This is a genomic window from Paenibacillus lutrae, from assembly GCF_009757775.1.
Classification (GTDB): domain Bacteria; phylum Bacillota; class Bacilli; order Paenibacillales; family NBRC-103111; genus Paenibacillus_F; species Paenibacillus_F lutrae.
This window is the reverse complement of the sequence record NZ_RHLK01000012.1, coordinates 119,029-144,778: the sequence shown is the minus strand read 5'-3', so window position 1 is coordinate 144,778 and position 25,750 is coordinate 119,029. Positions and strand designations below refer to the sequence as shown.

The following is a 25,750-nucleotide window of genomic DNA, read 5'->3' as shown; positions in this document are numbered from 1 at the left end:
TAAGCTTATTGAGGCTGTTTCATGGTCAAACCGACCCGGCCTTTCTTCACATCCACATTAAGAACCCAGACCGTAACATGATCTCCTACCGATACAACATCCATCGGATGCTTAACGAAACGGTCGCTCAGCTGCGAAATATGAACAAGCCCGTCGCTTTTGATTCCGATATCGACGAATGCCCCGAAGTCGATGACGTTGCGCACCGTTCCCTGCAGCTCCATCCCCGGCTTCAGATCTTCAATCTGCAGCACGTCGGTGCGGAAAATCGGCGTGCCCAGCTCTTCCCGCGGATCACGGCCCGGACGCTGGAGGCTGTCCAGAATATCGCGCAGCGTCGGTATGCCGATGCCCAGTTTCGGCGCGAGTTCTTCCGGCTCCTGCTGATGCAGTAGATCCTTCAGCTGCGCGGAGCCGATCCCGGCGAGCTCTTGCTTCAGCTCGGCCAGCAGCTTGTCCACCACATCGTAAGACTCGGGGTGGATCGGCGTGTTGTCGAGCGGGTTGCCGCTTTCCGACACGCGGAGGAAACCGATGCACTGCTCGTAGGTCTTCGCGCCAAGGCGGGGAACCTTCTGCAGCTCTTTGCGGCTGCCGAACTTCCCGTTCTCCTCGCGGTACTTCACGATGTTCTTCGCAATCGTGCTGTTAATGCCGGAGACGTAGGAGAGCAGCGACGGCGATGCGGTATTCACGTCGACGCCGACGTGGTTAACCGCGGATTCGACGACGGCTTTGAGGCTCTCGTCGAGATGCTTCTGCGAGACGTCGTGCTGATACTGGCCGACGCCGATCGCCTTCGGCTCGATCTTCACCAGCTCCGCCAACGGGTCCTGCAGGCGGCGCGCAATCGAGATGGCGCTGCGCTCAGCGACATCCAGGTCCGGGAACTCCGTCTGCGCCAGCTTAGATGCGGAGTACACGCTTGCGCCCGCTTCGTTCACGATCAGGTACTTCAGCTTGCGCGACTTCAGCTCGCTGATCAGATCCGCGACGAACTGCTCGGTCTCGCGCGAAGCGGTCCCGTTGCCGATGACGATCAGGCTGACATCGTACGTATCGATCAAGCGGCGGAAAGCAGCCTTCGCTTCGGCCACTTTGTTGTTCGGCGGCGTCGGATAGGTCACCGTAACCTCAAGCATTTTGCCCGTGTCGTCGACGACGGCAAGCTTGCAGCCGGTACGGTACGCCGGATCGACGCCAAGCACGGTCTCGCCCTTAACGGGCGCCTGAAGCAGGAGATTGCGCAGATTCGCTGCGAAAATCTGAATCGCGTGTGTCTCCGCCCGTTCCGTCAGCTCCCCGCGCACATCCCTTTCGATGGAAGGCGCGATAAGGCGCTTATAAGCGTCCTCTACAGCCGCTTCAAGAACATTCCGGGTTACAGAAGGCCCCTGAATGATCTGTCTGCCGATGAATTCATGAATGCGCTCGGCGGGCACGTCCAGTGCGACCTTGAGCACATCCTCGCGTTCACCGCGGTTAATAGCAAGCGTACGGTGCGGCGGCATTTTTTTGAGAGGCTCCTGGTAGCTGTAGTACATCTCGTAAACGGACTCTTCTTCTTTCTTCTTAGCCTCTGTACGTAAAATAGCGTGGTCCTGTGTAAATTTACGCGCCCAGGCACGGATTTTGGCATCATCCGCCAGCTGTTCGGCTACGATGTCCATCGCACCTTGAATAGCTTCGTCAGCCGAGTTCACACCCTTCTCTTCATTCACAAAGCGCTGGGCTTCATCCTGCAGAGAACCTTGTCCCGGCTGCTTGAGCAAATATTTAGCGAGCGGCTCAAGCCCTTTTTCTTTAGCGACACTTGCGCGCGTCTTGCGTTTTTGACGATAAGGACGGTACAGATCCTCAAGTTCCTGAAGCTTCGCTGCCGCTTCGATTGCCTTCTGCAGTTCCTCTGTAAGCTTATCCTGCTCGTCGATCAGTCGAAGCACCTCAAGCTTGCGGTCTTCCAGGTTGCGCAAGTAATTCAAGCGTTCTTCAATATCGCGGAGGAAATTCTCGTCGAGCTCACCCGTCATTTCTTTCCGGTAACGCGCGATGAATGGAATCGTATTGCCTTCATCCAGCAAACCGACAGTCGTTTGAACCTGTGATGCCTTCAACTGAAGCTCGCCTGCTATTTGTTTCACGATCCGTACTGCGGTATTCGCCGCTTTTTCTTCCGTGCGTTCGTAACTTTTAGGTGCCGTGTTCTGCGTCTCTTGGCTATTTTGTACATCCGTTTTTACCATTGTCATTCCTCCATGCCATTTGTAACCTTCATTAGCTCTACCTGACTGCGCTAACTTCCAACCTGCGACGTTCTTATGAATAAATGAAAAAACGAGGGCAGTAACGGCCCCTCGCTCCTCTTCCATTACGGTTACTACCTACGGTTACTACCGCTGCTGTATGCTGCTTGTTTGTTCGGCTAGAAATCAATCAGACCCACGCTGACTTGCAGCGCTTCATCCACTTTACGCATCGATTCTTCGTCCAAATGCGTAATTTTGTCGGTCAGCCGCTGTTTGTCGATCGTACGGATTTGTTCCAGTAAAATGACAGAATCCCGATCGAAACCGTGCGTCTCTGCATCGATTTCTACGTGCGTCGGTAGCTTCGCTTTCTGAATCTGCGCCGTAATTGCAGCGACGATGACCGTAGGGCTGAAGCGATTGCCGATGTCATTCTGGATAATCAGCACCGGACGAACGCCGCCCTGCTCGGACCCGACAACCGGTGAAAGATCTGCGAAGTACACATCGCCACGTTTAACAATCAAAATTTACACCCCGCTTACTAAGCGTACCAGCGTATTGTCCGCCTCTTCCTCCGCCTGAAAAGCTTCGTCCGCTATCGTTAAATTGATTTTGGCCATTTCCATGTAGCCTTTTTGCATAGATTCGCGAAGGCTGCGCTTTTTGCGTTCAAGCAAATACAGTTTCATGGCCTGGCGAATAAACTCGCTTCGGTTGGAGTTCTCCTTCTCCACAATGCCGTCGACTTCCTGAAGCAGGTTGTCTGGCAAACTGATCATGATCCTCTTCGTGTTATGAGCATTATTCACCGATTTAGCACCCCCAAGAAACATCCGAAAACATTTTACTACCATTATGTCGATGAGGTAGCAAAATTATACTACAAATTAATATATGCGCTGGGTATATCACCTATGCCATACGCTATGTGAAACTCTCCATGTAACCTATTCGCGAGGCGGGATGCAAAATCCTGTTTTTGTTCAACGAAAAACTGCTTTAATTTATTAAGCACGTTAAACGCCTCTTGAGAAATGACTCCTTTGCAGCGAATTGATCACCTTCACCCGTTGTCCTCCGCTGATATAAATGCGGGGCACCCGGTGGGAAATCATACAGGTTACTTCATAATTAATCGTGCCGAGCTTCTCTGCAATTTCATCGGCTGTGATGCATTCTTCTCCCTGTGAACCAATGAGCACGACTTCATCGCCAAGCTTCGCTTCCGGCACATCGGTTACGTTAATCATACACTGATCCATACAAATACGGCCGACGACCGGTACGCGCCTGCCCCGGACCAGCCCATCGGCTTTGCCGCTAAGCAGGCGTGAAAAGCCGTCCGCATAGCCGACCGGCAAGGTTGCAATCTGTTCGTCCCCTTGAGTCTCGTAGATGGCTCCGTAACTGACTCCCGATCCTTCGGGAAGCGTCTTATGGTGGATAATACCCGTCTTGAGACTAAGCACCGGCTTCAGCTCAATACGCTGCTTATCCACTTCCTCTGACGGATAAAGCCCGTACATGCTGATGCCGAGCCGCACCATATTGTAGCTGTAGTCCGGCAGGTCAATAGCCGTTGCGCTGTTACCTGAATGGATAAAGGGAATACCCGCAGGAGCCAGAGCGAGAGCTTTGTGTACAATTCTGCTGAATTTATCGTATTGCTTATAGGTATAGGCTTTGTCAGCTTCATCTGCTTTGGCGTAGTGAGTAAACAGGCCTTCCACACGGATTCCGGGCGTGTTCAGTGCTTTCTCAATAAAAGCAACCGCTTCCCCTTCGTCAAAAAGACCGATCCGGCCCATGCCGCTGTCAATTTTAATGTGAATATGGAGGTCCTGCCGCAGATTCGTTTCCTTATGTGCGGCTGCGTATTCCTCTGCCGCTTCCAGCATCTCATTCGTATACACCGTTAAAGTAATGTCATGCTCAAGGGCAAGCCCTATTCCTCCCGCGGGCGTATAGCCGAGTACAAGAATCGGGGCTGTAATGCCCGCATTCCTCAGTTCTATGGCCTCATCCAGGAAGGCAACAGCGAGATAAGTCGCTCCGCATTCCATCACGACTTGAGCCACTTCTACGGCTCCATGACCATAGGCATCTGCCTTAACCACAGCCATAATGTGCATAGAATCAGGCAGCATCCGCCGAAAATTCCCTATGTTGCTGCGGAGCGCGTCCAACGAAATTTCCACATATGTCGGACGATAAAAAGCATCCACGTCTACGTTCACCTTACGTTCACCTTCTCCAATGCTGTACATGGGACAAGGGAGATCCTGCATAAAGACAGGTCTCCCTTCCCTATTTCGGACGGCTTTGCTGCCGCCTCAACCGATAAATTAATGTTAAAGGCTCCGCAGGTTGAAGTCAATTAATTGTTCCGGGCAATATTCCCCATACGGCAGGGCTGCAGGCTTTACTTGCCTGCTTCTTCCGCAACGGATTGCGCGACTTTGACGAGCTCGTCATGCGGGAGATCTCCTGTGGACAGGCGGAATTCAATGCCGTCATAGGTCCAGGTGAGCGTCTTCTTCTCGTCTCCCGTGACGACCCCAAGCGTGTAGCCGAGGTCTACGATATCACCCGGGAGAATCGATACGGTCTGGGACTGCGGGGCCGTCTCGATCAGCGTATAATTGTAGGTTCCCTTGTAGCGGACCATAATCGCGGTGTTCTCGCCCAGCGTAATCTGGCTGATGTCCTGCTGCGCCACGCCTTTAGGCAGGTACGACGGCTCAATCAGCCCGAAGCCTGCGGCAGTGCTGCCGGGGGCCTTTTGATCCACGCCGGGCAGCGTGGCGGCGGGAGCAGCTCCCCCGGCTGCCGTCTTGCCGCTGCCGGCGGTGCCGGCTGCTGCGGTGTCCCCAGCCGCGGCTTTACCGCCAGCGGCTCCCGTCGCCGCTGCGCTTCCCGGAGCCGCCGGCGTCAGGTCTGCTCCGGTCTGCCCGGATTCGGCAGCCGGGGTCTTCGCGCCGGTGCCGCCGGCTGCGCCCGTCACGGCCGCCTCTCCAGCGGCTGCCTGCTTGCCTCCGGCGGCCAGCGGGTCCGCTGCGGACGGGCCAGATGCCGGCTGCTTGCCGTCAGCGGAAGCCGCTTCTGAAGCTGGAGCGGTCGAGGCTTGGCCTCCCAGCTCTTTGCTGCCGGTGGCAGCGGCACCGCTCGCGTCTTTGCCGGCAGCAGCCGCACTGCCTGCGTCCTTGCTTACTTCTCCGGATACCGGAGCGTTTTTATCCAGTGATTTCAAATCCCAGCTGGTCATGTTGCGCTGCATGTCGAAATTGTCTTTTTCCAGTTTCTTACCAAACTCAAATTGTGTGAAATCGAGCTTAACGAGTACTTTGGAGCTTGCGTCGGCCACTTCTACCTTCTGAGGCGCCAGACTTTTCTGATCGAGCCAAATTTTCTGTCTCGCCATCTGTCCGCTGTTCGGATAATTCGCCAGCACGTCAAACACATAAGAACTGCCGTCCTTCGTAAATTGACGATCGTTGTCCAGCATAATGCTCTGCACTAAGGATTGGTACAAGTAGACCTGTCCCTGATTCTCTGGCCAGTCACTCTGGAACCGGAAACTTTTATGCAGATGAGGCGTTAGGACAAACACCCCATCATCGTTACGCAGGACAACCTGCGTGATGTCTTTTTTCTCATTGGTCAGTGAGATCCGGTAATAATGCGGCTCCTGGTACCATACTTCCACCTGATATTCCTGCGGCTCCTGCCCCGTCTGAAGAACCATCCGTCCCGTTCCCTGATAGCTGTCGAGTTTGCCCATCACATGATCCAAATCTTTCACAACTGTTCCTGCATCCTTTTTCCCGCAACCGGCTAGAAGCAATGCTGCACTCATCACGATGGCAAGTATCCATGTGACCCGACGCATATCATCATCCCCTCATCCTAAAAAATGTACTGATACATCTCTATGTGAGGACTTGGCCAATTATGCGGACTAGTTTGACGAGCCTGGGGCTTGATTTCATCTTGCTGTGACAAGCTCGCCCAATTCATTACCCGCCCCGCCCCTTCTCCGTTCATCTTCCTTCTTGAAAGTTATGCCAGATTGTTAAAGTGTGAACTGGTTTAGCCCACAGTTAGAGCACGGTTTTGTGAACAGCCATTGGTTGAACTATACTAGAAGGCATAGATCGTCCATTACTCAACCATCAAAGGAGACTACAGAAAAATGGAGACATCTCACCGCTTTTCCCGGCCTCACCTTGCAGATTGTGTTCCCGATTTGATTGCGACTGCGAGAGGCGATAAAAAAGCTACGCTCGTTATTCAAAATGTCCGACTCGTCAACGTTACTTCAGGCGAAATTCTCCCGGATATGTCGATCGGGGTACAGGGACCACGCATCGCCTTTGTCGGTAAAGACGCCAGTCATATGATCGGCACGGGTACCCGGGTCATTGATGCAGCCGGCAAATATGCTGCGCCCGGCCTGCTCGATGGGCATTGTCATATTGAGAGCAGTCAGATTACCCCGACGCAATTCGCCAGAGCTGTTCTAGTCAAAGGAACGACAGGCGGATTCTTTGATGCCCACGAAATTACAAATGTGCTCGGTTTGCCGGGTCTGCGGCTTATGCTGGACGAAGCAAGAACGACGCCCCTGGCAGCTTACATGCAGGTCGCTTCCTGCGTACCTTCCACGGGTCCTGAGCTGGAAACAAGCGGAGCCATGATTGGACCGGACGAAGTAGCCGAAGCATTCACTTGGGGGCCGGATATGATCGCGCTGGGCGAAGTCATGAATTTCCCCGGAGTCGTGTTCAGTGACGAGAAAATGATAGGTGAAATTCAAGCCGCTTTGCGTGCGGGCCGGGTGGCAGATGGCCATTATACATGGCCGGTAGACGATTGGAGACTGTCTGCTTATGCAGCCAGCGGAATTACCGGATGTCACGAGAGCGTTAATGCACAGGATGTCATTGAACGCGTCCGTCTGGGCATGTATGCTAAAATGAGACGCGGTTCCGCTTGGCATGATGTGGCCGAATCGATCAAAGCCCATACGGAGCACGGTATCGATACCCGTCGTATGATGCTGGTTACCGATGACCGCAGTCCCGAATCTCTGGTGGACGAAGGCCATATGGATTTCGTGGTCCGTCATGCCATTGCACAAGGCGTACGCCCGGTAACGGCATTCCAGATGGCGACGATAAATACGGCAGAACGCTTCGGTGTAGCTCGTGATGTGGGTAGTATTACGCCAGGCTCCTTCGCGGATATTATTCTGCTTGAGGGAAGCCTCGTGGATGTCCATGTAGGGATGACCATTGCAGCCGGACAAGTGGTAGCGGAGCAGGGCCGCATGACGGTGGAACTGCCGGCGTTCGATTACCCCGAGACGGCTATACGTTCGGTTCACCTGGCCCGCGACTTGCAGGCAGATGACTTCGTCATCCAGGCACCCGTGCAATACGGTGAACTGACGGCCAGAGCCATGCAAGTGCGTGAGAACCACGTCGATACCAAAGAAGAACGGGTTACGGTTCGCATTGACAAAGGCCGTATCGAGCTCGACCTCACGAAAGATGTCTGTAAAATGGCGGTCATTGAACGCCATACCGGAACAGGCAATCAGGCGCTCGGCCTTGTGTCGAATGTCGGCTTCAATAAGCCTGTGGCCATTGCATCCACTGTTGCCCACGATTGCCACAACCTGATGATCATCGGTAATTCCGATGAGCTGATGGCCAAAGCCGGCAATGCAGTAGCCGGCATGCAGGGCGGTATTGCCGTAGTCCTGGAAGACGAAATCGTCAAGCTTCCTCTTCCTGTCGCCGGACTGATGTCCAGCGCCCCGTTCGAAGAGGTTGCCGAGCAGTCTCGCGCAGTAAGCGAAGCGCTTGTGAAGGCCGGGTGCACGATGAACTATGCTTTCATGACCCTTTCGTTACTCGCGCTCATTGTTATTCCTGAGCTCCGCCTGTCGGACAAAGGATTGATCAAAATTACAGAGCAGGGCTTCGTAGAAGTCCCTTTGTTTGTGGAAGACGAAAAGTAAGAGCGGATAAGCTTTTCTCAGAACGTTTACAAGACGGCTTTCTATTTAGAAGCCGTCTTTTTCTGTTCGGTACCGGTGTTTTGTAAAATTGGGGCAGCTATTGGGACATTCTATCTGATGACTTATCGGATTCACCGAGCATAAACGGATTCTCCGCATACGGGCCTTTAATGGCGAGAAGCATCGTTTTGGCAGCCATATATTTTGGAGAAAACTGCCTGTCGTTCTTCAGCCACCATCCTATCACTCCCAAAAAAGCTGCGCTCGTGTAGCTGACAAGCATCTCCCGGGGCACATTCAGCTGGTTATCCCGGGGGGCAACTGTATTTATACCGGCTGTTACAAAACGGGAAATCACTTCGGTTAGCTCCCCGGTAAAACCAGGCAGGTTGGGCTCATTTAGAATGACCTCGTAGAAGCCCGCATAAAGTCCGATATGCTCAAAAAGTCTAAGAAAAGCAGGATGAGGTTCTTCTGTCTGATAATCAAAACCGGAAGGGTTCATTTCACTCAAGTGCAGACTTTGAGTCAGCTCGTTGAATACTTCGTTCACGCTCTGCTGCATGAGATCTTGTTTATCCCGGTAATGGAGGTAAAAGGTAGCCCGATTGAGATCCGCACGCGCGGCGATTTTCTGTACGGTAAGACTGTCATAACCCTCTTCTTTAATTAATTCAATTAAGGCATCCCGGAACATTTGCCGTGAGCGTACAATCCGGGGATCGGTTTTAGATTTGGCTTTCATCGACACTACCCCTCTTCTGCGTCTATCATAGGACGCTTTCACAACAGTGGAACTGGTTCTGATGATTAATCGACAAATTCTAATTTTTTGTTGGTTGTCGAATTTGAAATCCTCTTTTAGTATTATAATTGACACAATGTCAATTAAACAACTCACTGTTGGATAGTTGCCTTGCAAATAACTTATATATTTGTATGCGCTTCCATAGTGAAACTCAGAAAGGGTGTATCTTCATGGGACGCTTGCAGGACAAAGTCGTTATTATAACAGGGGCCGCAATGGGACAGGGGGCCGCGGAAGCGAAGCTTTTTGCCAGAGAGGGCGCAAAAGTCGTTGCTACCGACCTCCAGGAGGCACAGCTTGAACAAGTCGTGCAGGAAATCATCAGCCAGGGCGGCCAGGCGATCGCCGTTAAGCACAACGTAGCGTCTGAAGATGACTGGAAGAATGTTGCCGCGCAAGCTGCTGAGCATTTTGGCAAAATCGATGTGCTCGTGAATAATGCAGGGGTGAGTACAGACTCGACTCTCGAAACGTTCACCGTCGAAGAGTGGAATAAGGTGCTGAGCATCAATCTGACAGGCTGTATCGTCGGGATGAAATACGTTGTCCCCGAGATGAAAAAAGCCGGCGGCGGTTCTGTTATTCATATCTCTTCTATCGCGGGTATTGTAGCTCTTAATTATACGAATGCGTATACTGCTGCGAAAGGCGCTTTACGTTCACTTGCCAAAGCTTCCGCTATTGAGCTCGCACCGCACAAGATCCGCGTGAATTCCGTACATCCCGGAATTATTGTAACGCCCATGATCCAAGAAGCTTTGGACAATGGTGCCGGTCAAATGTTCGAAATGGGCACACCGCTGCCTCGTCTGGGCCAACCCGAAGATATCGCTTACGGCGTCTTGTACTTGGCTTCGGATGAATCCTCGTTCGTTACCGGAACTGAACTCATTATCGACGGCGGCTGGACAGCAAGATAAGGTTGTGATTCGCTAGAAGCGCCGGGCCGTGAATGACCAATCCTGGATCTGTTCTGATCTGGATCTGGATCCTTTCGCGTTCGGCGCTTTTTTATTACCGCAACCACCGCCTCGCATAAACGCCGATCTGCGAGAGCATACCAAAAAAGACAGCTTGCGCATCGCGCCGGGCTGCCTTTTTTGAGCAGGTAGCATTGTATCCGCATTTGCTCCCCCATGGAGCTTCCAGGGGGTGGCGCTGCACGGAACGACAGCGGCCGGTCGGCCGCTGCGCGGGAAAAACGCTGACATGCCTTTTAAGCGTTTATTTTTAGCTGACGAAGTACACGAATCCTCCAATGATTACGGCCCACATGACCGCTCCCATCAGGATCCCAATCAATAGCCCTCGTCCCATAGGCATCTGTTCGTCCGGGTAAGCGTCTTCATGATCGATCATAATAAAAACCTCCCCTTTACCAGGATATGATCCTAGTATCAGGAAGATGACGGTTGATTATACTAGTAGGCGTTTTTGTTAAGGAACCCGTTGATGATCGTTTTCCAGATGATTTTAATATCAAAGATAAAGGACCAGTTCTCGATATAAAAAATGTCGTGCTGAATCCTCTCCGAGATCGACGTATCCCCGCGCAGCCCGTTACTCTGAGCCCAACCCGTAATTCCCGGCCGGATGTGGTGTTTGACCATATACTTCGGAATTTCTTCCTTAAATTGTTCAACGAAATACGGGCGTTCCGGGCGAGGTCCGACCACACTCATATGCCCGAATAGAACATTAAAAAACTGAGGAAGCTCATCGAGACTTGTTTTACGAAGGAAGGTTCCCAACTTCGTTTTGCGGGGATCGTTAGCAGTCGTCCATCCCGTATCGGATGTTCCGGAGGTTTCCTGACGCATCGAACGGAATTTATACATGTAGAAGCTCCGCCGGTTCAATCCTACCCGCTCCTGCTTGAATATAACCGGTCCTGGTGAAGACAATTTGACCGCAACCGCAATTACAATCATAACCGGAAGAGTGACAAGAATCGCCGTCAATGAGAAAAGCAGATCAAAAGTACGCTTGATGATCCGGTTCCCCACCATATCAAGCGGAATATCCCTTACATTAATAAGCGGCATCCCCGCAAAATTATCGAAGAAAGGCCGTGCCGGCAGGTAATCGAAAAAGTCCGGGATAATTAACGTCCTTACACCGGCTTTCTCACACGCAGCAATAATACGTGGAAATTTATGATGTACATCTAGCGGCAGTGCGATAATAACCTCGTCGATCAGCTTGCTCTGCAAAGTCTCTTCCAGATCGTCAAGTGTTCCGATCACCGGCTTGAAGCGTCTGGTGTGAAGGGGGTTATTTTCCGTGTTGTCATCTAAAAACCCCACAATGTCATAACCCAGCTCCGGATGCTGAGTCAGATTATCATGAAAACGGCGGCCGAGAGATCCGGCTCCCAGAATGAGCACAAATTGTTTGTTGTAGCCCTTCTCACGGAGACGCTTGAGGCTTGCTTTGAGCATGTACCGATAGATCGTGATGAGAATAATATCCAGTGTAATATAAATCGCCAGAAATTCACGCGAGATATGAACTTCCTTGAAGAAGAACAACAAACTGAGCTGGATGAACAAAGAAATGAAGTGCGTTTGCATGATCTTCAGCAGGGAATCCGCAAAGCGCTTCTTACGGTTCGGACCATATAGGCCGATGAAGAAGCCTACTGCAATTGCCACCGCTCCATATACTGCGCTCCAGACGGCATAAACCGACATCGGAATCGGCTGATTGGCATCCAGCCACCCGCTCTCGAATTTCACCCACCAGGCAAGCAAAAAAGCCGTTTGGATAACGGCAAAATCAAAAATCGCGTAAATCTGTGTTAGAAATTTTTGATTTCTGCGAAGCATGAATGTTCACCTCATAAATCTTTCATCCATAATGGGGGCTGGCTGCAGGAAATCCCGCGAAGGTTATCGTCATCCTCAGGCCCCTAAATCCGTTTTCTTATTCGTCTTTAACACAGGGATTGCCTTATTCTTCAAAAGCGCCAAAGCAAACTTCACTCCAACTCCCGCATATACAATCCAATTGGTTAGAAAAGAATACTTCTGCTTGTAGTGTTTGCGATGAAATAATATCATGGCCCGGTGAAACTCATAAATGATCTTGTAAGGTTTACGCCGGCTGCTGGCTCCCTTGTAATGAATAATTTGAGTACGCGGATAATAATAGATCTGCCAGCCTGCTTGTTTGATCCGGTAGCACCAATCCACGTCTTCCCCATACATAAAGAAGTCTTCGTCCAGCATTCCTGCCTGCTCGATCACTTCCCGTCTAACCAGCATAAAGGCGCCGACTAAGCAGTCTACCGTGTATTCATCATCCGGGTTCAAATGAGATAATTGATATTGATTAAATCGCGGATTGTTAGGAAACCACTTACTGATACCAAATGCATAGTAAAAAGACGCAGAAGGCGTCGGGAATCCACGCTTGCAAGCTTTGTCCAGCGAGCCGTCTGGAAGTACGATTTTACAGCCGGATGCTCCAACTTCAGGGTTATTACTCATAAAATCAATCATAATTTGCAGCGTATTCCTTTCTAGGATCGTGTCAGAGTTCAATAACAAAATATATTTCCCTGCTGCGGCTCTTATTCCTTGGTTGTTAGCTCGAGAAAAACCGACGTTCTCTCTGTTCCGGATCAGCTTCACTTGAGGGAACTCCTCTTGAATCCAGGCAACGGAATTATCCGAGGAATTATTATCTATTAAGATCACTTCATAGGTATAAGAAGTTGCAGATTGGTACACGGATTGTAAACAATCTATCGTAAGCTGGGGAGTATTAAAATTTACTATAATGATGCTCAGATCCATGTAATTCACATCCGATTTACTAGATATTTCTATTATAGCATGTCACTTTCTGCAAGCGATAATATTTACAAACAAATAGACCAAAGCTAGGGCTTGGTCTATTTATCTCCAATTAATTAGTAAGCCCAGGTTGCGAATCAAACCAATTTTATAGAACCCATTCTTAACAATGAGTAAACGTCTCTTCATATACGAAGCGTGTTCTAAAGCAATGTATTGATCCAAAGTCAAACGGCTACGCCCGGATAATGTATGAATGAATTTTGCCCTAAACGCACTGGCCTGCTTAATATTTTTTTCAATAGAAACCGGTTCAAAAATTTTATTGAGAATATAACGACTGTTAAAACGTTTCGCTCCTACGCTATTCTGCTGATGTTGACGGTAAAGTATCGTGGGTTCATGTACATAACCTATTTTGCCAAATGCACTCGCAACCAGCCCTATCCACCAATCATGCATAATGGCATCCGGATGAACAGGTAAACACAATTCTGCCAGCTTTCGATTCAGCATCACCGTGCAGCCCGTAATCACATTCTGCATAAGAAGCCGCGGGAAAGAATCTCTAGATGGCCTCAGGTTCTGATATGCCCAAAAAGAAGGATGGATCTCTTCTCCTTGTATCCCAATCACTCTCAGGTCGGAATGAATGAGAATGGGCAGTGAGGCCCCACCTGCTTCTTCCCGTTTCATAACCCGGAGGGTTCGTTCAATTTTATCGGGCAGCCAAATGTCGTCTTGATCGGCAAACATAAAGTACTCTGCTGTGGTATCGAGAAGACCAAGTCTCAGTAATTCCCCAAAACTCATTTTAGGGCCCAAGTTGTTACGGGTATCCGACATCAAGATGATCTGATCGTATTGCTGGTATGCTTCCAATATGGAGACAGTCGCATCTGTTGATCCATCATCTCTTATAACCACAATGAGATTAGAGTATGTTTGTTTTAATATAGAATCCAATTGGGCTTCCAGAAACTTTTCTCCGTTGTAAGTAGATAGAAGAACGACAACTTTATCTGTGTGTACCACCGGTATACTCCTTTAGGAAATCGATGAGGCCTTCTTGCCATGACCTAAATCCTTTAAATCCATTGATCCTAATTCCCATCCCATCCATAGCGGAGAATGCAGGTCTTTGTGCTGGACGAGGAAACTGATCCGTCGAACATGGATTAATTAAAACTTCTATGCCCGCTTCCTTAAAAATCTTTTGGGCGAACTCGTACCATGTACAGGTGCCAGAATTTGATGCATGATAGATGCCGTACTGTTCCGTTTGTACCAGGTCCAACAGGAAACAGGCCAGGTCAAGCGTGTACGTTGGCGAGCCCACTTGATCATGCACAATGTTGAGAGAAGATTGTTCTCTCCCCAACTTTAGCATGGTTTTAACAAAATTATTTCCATTCTTTCCGTAAACCCATGAAGTGCGCACGATAAAATAACGGCTGCAAAGTGATTGCGAGAGCAGTTCGCCTGCCAGCTTGGATTTACCATATACCGTCTGCGGGTTAGTTGAATCATATTCATTGTACGGTACTGTGCCTCTGCCATCGAACACATAATCGGTACTAATATAGCAGAACTTAGCCCCTAGTTTTTCCGCTTCTACAGCAAGATTTCTAGTGCCAACCGCATTAACCAGAAAAGCTTGATCTGCTTCACTCTCTGCCTTATCTACGGCGGTGTAAGCACCGGAGTGAATGATTATATCGGGTGCTACTCTCCTCAGAACTAGGCCGCATTGTTCTTGATCGGTGAAGTCAAGTTCCCTGCGCCCGTACCCGAATACCTCATGCCCGGCAGCTTTCAACACTTGGCATATATCGGTGCCCAATTGTCCATTGGCACCTGTTACTAACACTTTCATCTTATTCACCCGCTGCTGAGCCATATTGTTTCGTATAGTAATCCTTATACTCACCCGTCCGGATATTTTCCCACCAGTTTTTATTTTGCAAGTACCATTCGATTGTTTCCTTAATCCCAGATTCAAAATGATACTGCGGTTGCCAGCCGAGTTCTGAGGTGATTTTGGCTGCATCAATACCGTACCTGCGATCATGACCCGGACGATCCTTGACAAAAGTAATCAATTCTTCCGATTTGTCCAGATTCTCAAGAATCGTTTTTATAATCGCAAGATTTGTCCGTTCATTATTGCCGCCAATGTTATATACCTCGCCATTTTTACCCTTATGAATCACAAGATCAATCGCCGAGCAGTGGTCCTCCACATAGAGCCAATCCCTAATATTTTGTCCATCTCCATACACAGGTAGAGATTTATCTTCAAGAGCATTTGCAACGATAAGAGGAATCAGCTTTTCAGGAAACTGGTAAGGTCCATAGTTGTTCGAGCAGCGCGTAATGTTGACAGGCAAGCCGAATGTTTCGTGATAGGCACGTACAAGTAAGTCTGCGCCGGCTTTGCTTGCCGAATAGGGACTGTTAGAGGCAAGTGGAGTATCTTCTGTAAATAATCCCGTTTCACCTAACGAACCGTACACCTCATCCGTCGACACTTGGACAAACTTCTTTACTTGATTAGCTTTTGCGGCGTCCAGGAGCACCTGGGTTCCCATGACATTCGTGCGGACAAAAACGTCCGGTTCCAAAATACTGCGGTCCACATGCGATTCAGCCGCAAAATTAACCACAACATCTATTCCCTGATCGAATACTTTGGCAACTGCCATTCCATCAGCAATATCAGCTTTAATGAATTGATATTGAGAATTACCCTCAGCCTCTTTCAAATTCTCTAAATTACCTGCATAAGTTAAGGCATCCAGATTAACGATCTGGTATTCAGGATATTTTTTGAGCATATACAAAATAAAATTACTCCCGATAAAGCCCGCTCCTCCTGTAACCAACAGTTTCATAGTCATGCCTCTCCCTCGTTAAAATTAATCTCTGCGTCCTTCAATAACGGATGCTTTTTGTCTTTGTCAGACAATATAGGAGAAGAGGTTGGCCAGTCAATTGCAAGAGAAGGATCATTCCAGAGTATTCCTCTATCCTGTTCAGGTGAATAATATTCGTCCACTTTATACAATACTTCCGTATTAGGGATCAATGTGCAAAAGCCATGGGCAAAACCTTGCGGAACCAATAATTGACGTTTATTCTCCGCACTCAGGATAAAACCCTGCCATTGTCCGAAAGTAGATGAGTTTGTTCGAATGTCTACTATAACATCATAAATAGCCCCTGCGAGGACTCGTACGAGCTTGGTCTGAGCTTTGGGATTAAGCTGATAATGAAGCCCGCGGAGAACACCTGTTTCGGAGGATAGTGAGTGATTATCTTGAAGGAACTGGTACCGAATACCAAGCTCATTAAATCTTTCAGCATTGTAGCTTTCCATGAAAAAACCACGGCTGTCACCATGGACCGTGGGTTCGATTAATAGGGCCTGAGAGAACTTTGTAGAAATAATGTTCATCATTAAATCCCCTTTCAATTAGGGCTTTAGTATGCCGAATTCCTCCCCGTACACTGTATCTTTTGCTAACTCACTTGCACGGGCTAACGAAGAATGGGTGCCTGCATCAGTCCACCAGCCTTGAAGAATATCAAAAGTCAGTTCGCCTTGTTCAATATATGCATTATTAACATCCGTAATCTCAAGCTCACCACGCGCGGAAGGTTTTAACGTTTTGATTATATCAAACACTCGCTTATCATACATGTATATTCCCGTTACGGCGAAACTGCTTTTGGGGTTTATGGGCTTTTCCTCGATGGAGATGATTTTATTACCACTAAGTTCTGGAACACCATATCTTTGAGGATCATGTACTTCCTGGATTAATATTTTAGCTCCTGATTGTTGACTGGAAAAGCTATGTACGTAGCCTGAAATGTCGTCTTCAAACACATTATCCCCTAGAATAATAATCATTTTTTCATTGCCGACAAATTGTTCTGCCATACCTAACGCTTGAGCGATCCCGCCAGCTTCATCTTGGACTTTATACGTAAAGGCCAAATCGAAGTCCCGACCACTGCCAAGCAAGTTGACAACATCCCCCATATGTTCCTTTCCAGTCACGATCAAGATGTCTTTAATGCCTGCTTCTTTTAATTTAAAAAGAGAATGATACAACATGGGATATTTACCTACGGGAAGGAGATGCTTATTAGTCACTTTAGTAAGTGGATAAAGCCGAGATCCAGTGCCACCTGCAAGGATAATGCCTCTCATTTTGTACACCCCATCATAAATAACATTGATCTCTGTACAGAGTTATTTATCAGTTCTTTTATAAAAACATAGTGTGATTATTATAGGTAATATCAAGGTTGCAGAATAAATATATCGAAGTTGTTGAGCCGGTATTGCTAGAAAAATACTACTAAGGTTTAACATTAAAGGCAGGTATACTATTGAAATTTTCCATCCATATTTCTTAAACAAAACATAAAAACCAAATAAAGAAAATAACAAAAGTAAAGCTGGCCGCCAGATTATCCATGAAAGATTATGATCCATAGTAAGATTGAAATATTTAAGTAATGTTTCCTTTACACTTGGTATTTTAGATTGAGAATGCAAATTATAAGTAGCACCAGGTATACTATTTACTATCGTTGTTTCTGTGTAAAGATTTTTACTATTAATCGGTTCTCTCATTTCCCAAACTATAGATGTCATATGCATCCAATCTTTTAATACTATACCAGGATTTTTTAAAGTTAATCCAAGCCAAACCTTCAAAAAATCACCACTTATATCTTTTTCGTCAAAGACCCTCATATTAAAATTGGAATTATATATCAGAGTGTCGACAGTGTATTTGTGAAAATTATCTTTCCACAACTCAGAAGGCATCAATTCATCGATTATTTGTTTTTCTTTAGTACTTAGCACAATATCCTGATTTAATAGGGCACCAATATGATGTATAGGTATAGAATAACTTAATACTTTTGGAGTAGGAGCAATGTTCAGCTGGTTGTAAATCCCATTTTTAAAAATAAAAAAAGATAGGAATACTACAAACAAAATTTTTAGAGATGTCTTCCAAAATGATCTATAGTAAATTAACAAACAGAACATGATACCAAATGCAGGAACAAAGCCGTTATGTCTTAACAAAGTAAGTAATATTAGAACGCCTATTAATAATGCTTGATTCTTCTTAGATACTAACCAATTTCCACTCGTTAAAAAAACCTTCATCAGGAGTAAGGTTAACCAAAGCAGGCAAATACTATAAGGTATATCCTTCCATAAATTATTCAGTAACATTCCATTAACCGGCAATATGGAAATAACTAAACAGAGTAATATCAGGGTAATCCTGCTCACGTTAAATTTTCTTTCCAACAACACCATTGTTTTTCCGAAAATGATAACCATAAAAATAATTTGTGATAATGAAATAATAGCTGGTGAATCCCAAAACTGAGTTAATAACCAGTTTATTAATGTATGAAAAGCCGGATGAGCATCATTCAATTCCAGAGTGTGAATCTGTCTCCATTGATCTAAAGAATCTCCACTCATTAAACCAGGAAAGAACGCCAACCAATATATCAACCAAATTGATAAAGGCAGCATGTAATATATTATACTAGAATTAATTTTCCTCAATACATTGTTCGAAGTAATTATATATATCATTAAGTAAACGAAGCCAGATATCATAACGATAAATAACACATATTTAAAAATATCTAAAAAACTAAACTTTGTATTATACTCGAACTGTTCTATTTTCTCATCTTGTGAGTAAAGATCATAATTTGAAATCTCCTCATTAACAATAATTTCTGCTTTTCCAGAATAGGGATGACTAACGAGAGATATGAAAACTGTTTTTCCTTTTCCTTTCCAAATTAATTTGCTAGGTTGTTCCTTTACTGAAACAGGTACACCATTTACTATTTCCCAGCCACTAGGTAAATTCATTTCACTATAAGGAATCTCGCGTCCATCAACTATTAATTGTTTGATCCAAACTTCTGTACCCTTTGAATTTATATTCTTTTCACCGGTCGCTCCAATTTCTATGACCGTTTTACTAGATGGTTCAAATGGGAGCATAATACAAAAAAACAATGAAAAAATAAATGAAATAATAAAAATTTTTAATGGTCTATTCATTATATTATTTTCTCCATAACTTAACGACGTCTAATCAAAAGATTAAATTTTATTTTTCTGAGTATTTCAAACACTGTCGGATGATGCGTTTTAACATATTTCTTTAATTTAAGCTTGAATTCACTCCCTGTTCTATTGTAATCTGCGATTCTATAATCTTCAGCTATTACATACCAATCAAATAAAAACGATGATTGATTCTGCAACTCACTTCTTGAGACGGATAATTCATTCTTAATGATATCAACAACCGCCTCTTTGAATTCAGCTGCTGATTCTTCCCAACTTGGCCATGCATGTGCCGTGTTCATAGCATTATCTTTTAGAGTCTGAAGAAGCGCCTTATCTTCTACAAGGTTGTTAATATATTTCAAAACCTGGTCATCATCATCCCTGTCAGCAACAAGACCATTTACCCCGTTTACGATGTATTCATCGTGACCTGTTACATTATAGGTAATGGAGGTCCCACCGCAATGAAACATTTCTAAAGGAGGACCAAACATGCCCTCCACATAACTTAATTTGACAATAACGTCACATGATCCATATATTTCAGGTGTTTTAAAAATAGGAACTCTTGAAAAGACTTTGTCGACACCAGGATACCGCTCAACCGGACTAGAAGTAAGCAACCATATTTCACTTGCTTTTGATTGCTTACATATTTCTATTGTCTTAGATACATTTTTAAAAGGAACATCAATAGGTCCTTCTACTAAAACTCTTACTTTCCCCGGTGTTCTCTCAGCTACTCTTTCCCCCGTGTTTTTATAAATATCTTTTCTTACTCCGTTTAATACCAGCCTTGCTTTCTGATTATGGTTTTCAAACAAATAATCTTTAATCCACCTTGCTTCAGTTATAATATGAAGCGGAAGCTTGTAGGTGGATTCAACTAATTTACGAAGCGGTTTTTCCTGTTCCGAATAAAATCTAGATTCGATTGATTGAACAAAATATACGTAACTTAATGCATTTACACGATGCAAATCAAATACTGTCTTCCACCATGTAGCAATACAGACATCAAATAGCATACCGTCGATTTCTTTAAAGGTCTTCCAAATGAGACTTTTAGCTTCAGGATGCCATTGTAAACGTGCCATATCCACTTTATCTTCTGTTATTATCGTTACTTCTACGCCACTTTTACTAATTCTAATAGCATGTTCAAAAATAACATAAGTGCCCCCACTTATATCAGGTGAACCTAATAGCATTGCCCACTTCATCATTTCAGAACCTCGGAATCTGTAGTTTTGTGTTCGTTTATAATCTCATTTAACTCCTTAATAAGCTTGTCTCGTTCGTCAATCATAATCGTCATGCTTTTAATTGCGTCGTCACGATCATCAATCATTAAAGTCATTTTTTTTATAGCTTCATCTTGTTCGTTTAATTTATTTTGAAGCAGCAGAACCTCTTTCGATGTACTTACTTTATGATAATCGGCATCAGGCTTATCACTATCAATATTAAAACTCTTTCGGTATTTATAGTGTCCATATAATTTAATTAAATAATGCAAACCCGCATTCTCTAAAGTTATTGGTCCCCAAAAACTATTGGTAAACAGACTTCTGGGCTTAGTTAGCATTTTGACGGTATTCTTCATAGTATGCACAATTCCCTTTTTAGAAGGGCGAGTAAACTCCGTATATTCTATGACTCCGAAATTTTCAAAATGATATAAACCATTAAAAAAACTAATCTCTTTCCGAGTTGGAAAATAAACTAATCGAGAATGAATTTTTGCAAATTCAATTCTAAGTTCATCTATATTTATATTCTTCTTGCAAAGTAAATTACAAATCTGTTTAAACGTTTGTTGCATGTTTATTTGCATGGGAGAAACAATTTTTGTGAAAATTTCTTTTTCTTTTATATCCTGTTTCGTTTCGACAGCAATTTCTCCGTCACTCAAAATATACCGATTAGCACTTCCATGCGAAGCCCCAAGTATAATTTCATATAGAGCCCGGTTCTCATTAAATACATCAAAATATGGAGTTCTGATCGGAATAGCGCTGAAAAGTAACCCCTCTTTAATATTGTGTTCATCGCTATTACCAGATGCGACCAATCCCAAGTAAGCTCCATTTATATTAACTTGAGATTCAAATATACGATATATATTATCTTGTATGGTTCCTTTCCACCCGACATCAACTAAGTACATACCTTCTTTAAAAATGTCCACTTTAAATGCCTTCATATATAACAAGAAATTTGCTTTCTGCTCTTGCCTGCTTTTTTCGTATATCTCTTTAAAAAATTCATCTTCTTTTAATTTATAATAAGTATCGCTCGTAGGAAAATCTGGTTCTTTATTACGGGGAGCGACTCTAATTCTATTGCTGACCTCAGTAACAATGGAGTCTTCAAATCCCAAACTGGAAAGAAAATCGTATAAACTTATATTCCTATATTGTCTAAACAATATTTCAAAGTCTTCTTCCGCTAAAGATTTCAAAGACGGTAAGAAAGTAGCTCTTCTTGAAACCTTCAGATAATGAGGTGTAATGTACTGAATCCCCTTATAGCCTTCCATATCTTGATAAATATTAAATAGATTTAGTAAATATTCGCCTTCACGAGAAAGAAAAAATACGTTCCTCACTCTATTTTTAATTAGATGTCTGTGTAATAGGGCGACATACAGAAACAATGAAAATATAATCTCTTCAAAAGGATATAGCTTAGAGGTGTTTTTGGCTAACTTATTTAACTCCTCTCTTATTTTCTGTATTGAATTTTTTTTAGAGAACGAAGTATAGAAATCCCGCTGAGTATTACGATCCAAAAGGTAAGCATTTATCTCCTTCTTCTTAGCCATTTCGAAATCCGAAATCTCATTATCTCCGACCATCACAACAGTTTTAGGATTTATAGATTGTTCTTCTAAAATTTTATCAAAGAGACGACCACTTCTTTTAGTTATTAAATATTCTGAAGATACGTATATTAAGTCAAAATAATCTAGTATTTTGTGGTAATTAAATAAATCTTTCATCATATCCTGTGTTAAATAAAAGTCAGAAACACATACCATTCTCACATTTAACTTATTTTTAATATGATCAGCAACCTCAATCCATTTTGGATCAACGTATTGTACGGCCTTTTCAACTTCCAACTCTATTTGCTTACACTCTTCAAAAAAATTCTCATATGAATAATGAGCATCAATAATTTTTATATCCATTAAATACTTATAAAGAGTATGAATAAATTTGCTGTAATTAAACTCAAGATCAAATCCGTCTGCCTCATTTTGTTTACATAAAGAGGACTCCATTTCAAATCGAATGCGATAAAGTTCTTCATAACTTATTACGTCACCCAGTTGAATTGCCATTCTTTTAGACCATATCTTCTTGGTATATTCCGGATCAACCTCTCTTAATAGAATCGTATCAAACACATCGAAAAAAACATAGGCTACATCTGTTTGCTTATCAATAAATTCTACTAACTGGTCCATCGTAATCTCCTTATTTATACGGTCTTTTTAAATTTACTATAATTTTTTTAGACTTATAAGATTCTATGATCCTTTCATTTTCTTCACACTTTAAAGTTAATTCGTTAAATTGTTCTTTTAGATCCTTTACCTCTTCTTGGATATTCCTCAACTCATTATCTTTAATTCCAATCATATTCTCCATGTTTTTTATAAGCTCATCACGTTCTATAATCATGCTCTCTGCACTCGCTAAAGCTTCGTCACGATCTTTTATCATGTTTTCTGCTTTAGATAAAGCTTCATCACGTTCTTTTATCATATATTCGGAGTTAACCAGAGCCATGTCACGTTCTTTTATCATTATTTCTGCTGCTTCAAACGCATCCGTTTTACTCTTTATTAGATTACGGGCATCTTTTAAACTCTGATCGCGCTCAATGATCATTTCTTCATTGCTCTTAATGGCTATATCCCGTTGTAAAACCATATTTGACAGGTCTTTTGTTTTAATTTGTTCAAACTCATATAATGCCTTATATTGATATAAAGATATCTTATCTTCAATATTTATCTCCATCATCTTCTTGAGAAGATGATCTCCTTTAGGAAATAGCAAACCTAGTCCCCAGCTATGTCTGAATTCGAGATAAGAAAACTGCTCTTTTAACTCTTTCCAATAGCGATTTGAACCATATCCAGCCGGACTAAACACATCATGAAACAAAATAACTCCATTTTCTTTTAATTTAGGCAGCCAAGTCAAAAAATCATGCGATACAGCTTCATAAGTATGAAGACCATCTATATGAATCATGTCAATTGAATTATCTTCGAAAAGATCCAGTGCCTCGTCGAATGTTCTTCTTATAAGGTTTACACGGATATCTGAGAAAGAGTCATTTACAGTATCTTTAACCGTATTAAAAACTTCTTCTCCATATAAGCCAGCTTGTTCGTCACCTCTCCATGTATCAATGGCATAGAGTTCCGTATCTAATTTAAAATCTTTTACCGATTGGCAGAATGCAAAAAAAGAGCATCCATAGTGGGTACCAAGTTCTAGAATTTTATTAGGTCTGAAAAACTGCAGAAAGTCATACGCAAATATTCTATGCCCTTCCCACGGAGCTATTCTCAATTTTTCATTTTTGTAATCAGCTTCAAACACCGGCTCGCTTATCTTCCATTTACTCATTTAATTTCCTCCAGTGTTATGCTTTCTATTTTATTATTAAAAAGTCCATGCACCGAATTGAAAGTAATATTCTTTAGTTGTATGATATTGTGGGCCCAACATTGTATGATATGGTTCATTTCATGATACCCTTCACCCAGCCCTAGAGTAATGAAATAATCATTTTCTTGGATTTCTGGCCAAACAATAGTTAACTTTACTAGGTAGCCTTTTCCCGGCTCCGTTGCACGAGTGATAATTTGAGAACTGTGAGTATTCTCACCAAATACTGCATTCCCATATTTATCATTAACCAAATATCCGATTATCAGTTCCTCAGTTGCTTTCTTACTTTCTATCATCATGCTAATTTCAAGTTTAGAACCCTTTGATATAAACCCTTTATAGTCCGAGTCATCTACTGTAAAACTTACTCCCGTAATAACTAGCTCCTGGGCACCGCCTAAAGAGTCCGGGCTCACTTTTTCAAAATTATTCAACAATAAGGAATCACTAATTTTTATATGTTCATTCAAAGCTATTGAATTATTGGCTCTAAAAGATTCCGTATGGATACTTTTAGTATAAAATTCAATTCCCTTTAGAGGATCTCCCTCATAAACAACTGCTCCGTTTTTAATCACAACAACACGATTTGCCATGTTTGCTATGGAGCTTAGATCATGCGTAACCAAAAGTTTAGTTACTCCTTGCATTTCTTCTTTCATGAATCTATTACATTTCTGTTGAAAAAAAACATCCCCCACGGAAAGAGCTTCATCAACAATTAATATCTCTGGCTTAAAACTAATCATAACGGAGAAAGCCAGCCGAGCGAACATGCCACTAGAGTATGTTTTTATGGGTTGATCTATAAATGATCCGATATCGGCAAAGTCCACGATCTGTTGTAACTTCCCATCCATTTCGTTCCGAGTATATCCTCGCATTAAACCGTTCAAATATATATTCTCTATGCCTGAATATTCAGGATTAAAGCCTGTTCCAAGTTCTAATAATGCGGATATTTCCCCGTTTATTTCCTTAGTCCCGGCTGTTTCTGTTAAGACCCCTGATATGATTTTTAGTAATGTTGATTTGCCGGAGCCATTTTTCCCAATGATTCCGAGTGTTTCACCTTTCTTAACATCTAAAGATATATTATTAACTGCATAAAATTCTTTATGCAGTTTTTTTGAATGAAATGGCATTATTTCTTTAATCCTATCAACTGGCTTATTATAGAGTTTGTATTTCTTGCTAATTCCCTTTAATCTAATTGAGTACTCGTCCATAATTACCGCCTTAATATGGTTTTTATAATACGTCTGCAAATTGTGGCTTTAGCTTTTTAAACAAATAGATACCCAACACTAATATGACCGATGAGATTAACCAAAAGTATGCGGTCTGATTGTAACGGTGCCAGAACCATACGTGATTTATAAATGTATCTCGGTAACCTTCTACAATATAATAAACTGGATTTAATTTAAAAATTTTTGTGTATTTATCAGATAATATCTCGGTTGACCAGACAATTGGAATTAACCAGAATCCGATTTGAATGATAATACCAACTACTTGTCCAATATCTTTAACAAAAACAATTAAAGACGAAGTAATAAGACTGATTCCCAATAAGAGATATGAAGCACAAATCAAATAATAAAATGATTGTATGTAAGTAACATTCGGGAAATAACCGTACACAATTAAAATTATGTTAAAAATCAACAAGAAGAATAAATGATTATAAAATGAAGATATAATTTTCACTATTGGTAGAATCCCTATTCTAAATGCAACCTTTTTTACCAAGTAGCTATACTCAATGAAACTGTGAGTTGAACTTGAGAGAGACTCTGCAAAAAAGAACCAGATAATCATTCCACAAGCAAGCCAAACGATAAATGGAGTACCGTCGGGACGGACGCCTGAGCGAAAACCCACCTCAAATACAAACCAATATACTAAAATAGTAATAAGAGGATTAGCAATTCCCCATACGATTCCTAGAAATGATCCCGTATATCTAGCTTTAAAATCATTAACAGAAAGATTAAACATTAATTTAAGTAAATTTTGCACAATGTAACTC

22 protein-coding genes are annotated in these 25,750 nt (G+C 43.6%); 2 read left to right on the top strand and 20 right to left on the bottom strand.

The window, feature by feature from the left end; translation table 11 throughout:
* Window positions 1-5 precede the first annotated feature (5 nt).
* The 5 genes from EDM21_RS18405 to EDM21_RS18385 all read right to left on the bottom strand — a co-directional run bounded on the left by EDM21_RS18405 (window position 6) and on the right by EDM21_RS18385 (window position 6,138).
* Complete coding sequence (locus EDM21_RS18405; RefSeq protein ID WP_157337884.1) at window positions 6-2,243, bottom strand: Tex family protein; 2,238 nt, start codon at window positions 2,241-2,243, stop codon at window positions 6-8.
* A gap of 179 nt (window positions 2,244-2,422) precedes the next feature.
* Window positions 2,423-2,773: a type II toxin-antitoxin system PemK/MazF family toxin gene (locus EDM21_RS18400; RefSeq protein ID WP_009675190.1), complete on the bottom strand. Its 351-nt coding sequence runs from the start codon at window positions 2,771-2,773 to the stop codon at window positions 2,423-2,425.
* A gap of 3 nt (window positions 2,774-2,776) precedes the next feature.
* Window positions 2,777-3,058: a CopG family ribbon-helix-helix protein gene (locus tag EDM21_RS18395; protein ID WP_036740450.1), complete on the bottom strand. Its 282-nt coding sequence runs from the start codon at window positions 3,056-3,058 to the stop codon at window positions 2,777-2,779.
* Window positions 3,059-3,265: 207 nt separating this feature from the next.
* The gene (alr, locus tag EDM21_RS18390; protein WP_166542086.1) at window positions 3,266-4,474 is read right to left on the bottom strand and encodes an alanine racemase; all 1,209 of its coding nucleotides are present in this window, start codon (window positions 4,472-4,474) and stop codon (window positions 3,266-3,268) included.
* Window positions 4,475-4,671: 197 nt separating this feature from the next.
* Window positions 4,672-6,138, bottom strand: coding sequence for a DUF4367 domain-containing protein (locus EDM21_RS18385; RefSeq protein WP_157337882.1), 1,467 nt, complete (start codon window positions 6,136-6,138; stop codon window positions 4,672-4,674).
* A gap of 303 nt (window positions 6,139-6,441) precedes the next feature.
* Between EDM21_RS18385 and EDM21_RS18380 the strand changes: the two genes are divergently transcribed.
* Window positions 6,442-8,274 (top strand): adenine deaminase, encoded by a 1,833-nt coding sequence (locus tag EDM21_RS18380; RefSeq protein ID WP_157337880.1) that lies wholly within the window; start codon window positions 6,442-6,444, stop codon window positions 8,272-8,274.
* Between the two features lie 97 nt (window positions 8,275-8,371).
* On the opposite strand, the gene EDM21_RS18375 is transcribed toward EDM21_RS18380, so the two are convergent.
* Entirely contained in the window at window positions 8,372-9,019 is a 648-nt protein-coding gene (locus EDM21_RS18375) for a TetR/AcrR family transcriptional regulator (RefSeq protein WP_157337878.1), read from the bottom strand.
* A 233-nt stretch (window positions 9,020-9,252) separates the two neighbouring features.
* On the opposite strand from EDM21_RS18375, the gene EDM21_RS18370 reads away from it, so the two are divergent.
* Entirely contained in the window at window positions 9,253-10,002 is a 750-nt protein-coding gene (locus EDM21_RS18370; RefSeq protein ID WP_157337876.1) for a glucose 1-dehydrogenase, read from the top strand.
* 310 nt (window positions 10,003-10,312) lie between these two features.
* Here EDM21_RS18370 and EDM21_RS25280 read toward each other — a convergent pair whose 3' ends face one another.
* The 14 genes from EDM21_RS25280 to EDM21_RS18305 all read right to left on the bottom strand — a co-directional run bounded on the left by EDM21_RS25280 (window position 10,313) and on the right by EDM21_RS18305 (window position 25,740).
* Complete coding sequence (locus tag EDM21_RS25280; protein ID WP_268893094.1) at window positions 10,313-10,441, bottom strand: hypothetical protein; 129 nt, start codon at window positions 10,439-10,441, stop codon at window positions 10,313-10,315.
* A gap of 62 nt (window positions 10,442-10,503) precedes the next feature.
* Window positions 10,504-11,910 carry an undecaprenyl-phosphate glucose phosphotransferase gene (locus tag EDM21_RS18365; RefSeq protein ID WP_157337874.1) on the bottom strand — a complete coding sequence of 469 codons (1,407 nt, stop codon included), beginning with the start codon at window positions 11,908-11,910 and terminating at the stop codon, window positions 10,504-10,506.
* A 75-nt stretch (window positions 11,911-11,985) separates the two neighbouring features.
* Window positions 11,986-12,882, bottom strand: a complete 897-nt coding sequence (locus tag EDM21_RS18360; RefSeq protein WP_157337871.1) for a glycosyltransferase family 2 protein — start codon at window positions 12,880-12,882, stop codon at window positions 11,986-11,988.
* 102 nt (window positions 12,883-12,984) lie between these two features.
* Complete coding sequence (locus EDM21_RS18355) at window positions 12,985-13,917, bottom strand: glycosyltransferase (protein ID WP_157337869.1); 933 nt, start codon at window positions 13,915-13,917, stop codon at window positions 12,985-12,987.
* Window positions 13,901-14,758 (bottom strand): dTDP-4-dehydrorhamnose reductase, encoded by an 858-nt coding sequence (rfbD, locus tag EDM21_RS18350; protein WP_157337867.1) that lies wholly within the window; start codon window positions 14,756-14,758, stop codon window positions 13,901-13,903. Before rfbD ends, EDM21_RS18355 begins: the two co-directional genes overlap by 17 nt.
* Before the next feature lies 1 nt (window position 14,759).
* On the bottom strand, window positions 14,760-15,776 hold the full coding sequence (rfbB, locus tag EDM21_RS18345; protein ID WP_157337865.1) for a dTDP-glucose 4,6-dehydratase: 1,017 nt from the start codon (window positions 15,774-15,776) through the stop codon (window positions 14,760-14,762).
* Between the two features lie 2 nt (window positions 15,777-15,778).
* Window positions 15,779-16,339, bottom strand: a complete 561-nt coding sequence (gene rfbC / locus EDM21_RS18340; protein ID WP_157337932.1) for a dTDP-4-dehydrorhamnose 3,5-epimerase — start codon at window positions 16,337-16,339, stop codon at window positions 15,779-15,781.
* 18 nt (window positions 16,340-16,357) lie between these two features.
* Window positions 16,358-17,101, bottom strand: coding sequence for a sugar phosphate nucleotidyltransferase (locus EDM21_RS18335; protein ID WP_157337864.1), 744 nt, complete (start codon window positions 17,099-17,101; stop codon window positions 16,358-16,360).
* 42 nt (window positions 17,102-17,143) lie between these two features.
* Complete coding sequence (locus EDM21_RS18330) at window positions 17,144-19,006, bottom strand: hypothetical protein (protein WP_157337862.1); 1,863 nt, start codon at window positions 19,004-19,006, stop codon at window positions 17,144-17,146.
* A 20-nt stretch (window positions 19,007-19,026) separates the two neighbouring features.
* The gene (locus EDM21_RS18325) at window positions 19,027-20,244 is read right to left on the bottom strand and encodes a glycosyltransferase family 4 protein (protein WP_201280812.1); all 1,218 of its coding nucleotides are present in this window, start codon (window positions 20,242-20,244) and stop codon (window positions 19,027-19,029) included.
* The gene (locus EDM21_RS18320; RefSeq protein ID WP_157337859.1) at window positions 20,241-22,493 is read right to left on the bottom strand and encodes an HAD-IA family hydrolase; all 2,253 of its coding nucleotides are present in this window, start codon (window positions 22,491-22,493) and stop codon (window positions 20,241-20,243) included. The genes EDM21_RS18325 and EDM21_RS18320 overlap by 4 nt, the downstream gene beginning before the upstream one ends.
* Before the next feature lie 10 nt (window positions 22,494-22,503).
* On the bottom strand, window positions 22,504-23,670 hold the full coding sequence (locus EDM21_RS18315) for a class I SAM-dependent methyltransferase (protein WP_157337857.1): 1,167 nt from the start codon (window positions 23,668-23,670) through the stop codon (window positions 22,504-22,506).
* Window positions 23,667-24,944 (bottom strand): ABC transporter ATP-binding protein, encoded by a 1,278-nt coding sequence (locus tag EDM21_RS18310; RefSeq protein ID WP_157337855.1) that lies wholly within the window; start codon window positions 24,942-24,944, stop codon window positions 23,667-23,669. The genes EDM21_RS18315 and EDM21_RS18310 overlap by 4 nt, the downstream gene beginning before the upstream one ends.
* A gap of 22 nt (window positions 24,945-24,966) precedes the next feature.
* Window positions 24,967-25,740: an ABC transporter permease gene (locus EDM21_RS18305; RefSeq protein WP_338044018.1), complete on the bottom strand. Its 774-nt coding sequence runs from the start codon at window positions 25,738-25,740 to the stop codon at window positions 24,967-24,969.
* Window positions 25,741-25,750 lie beyond the last annotated feature (10 nt).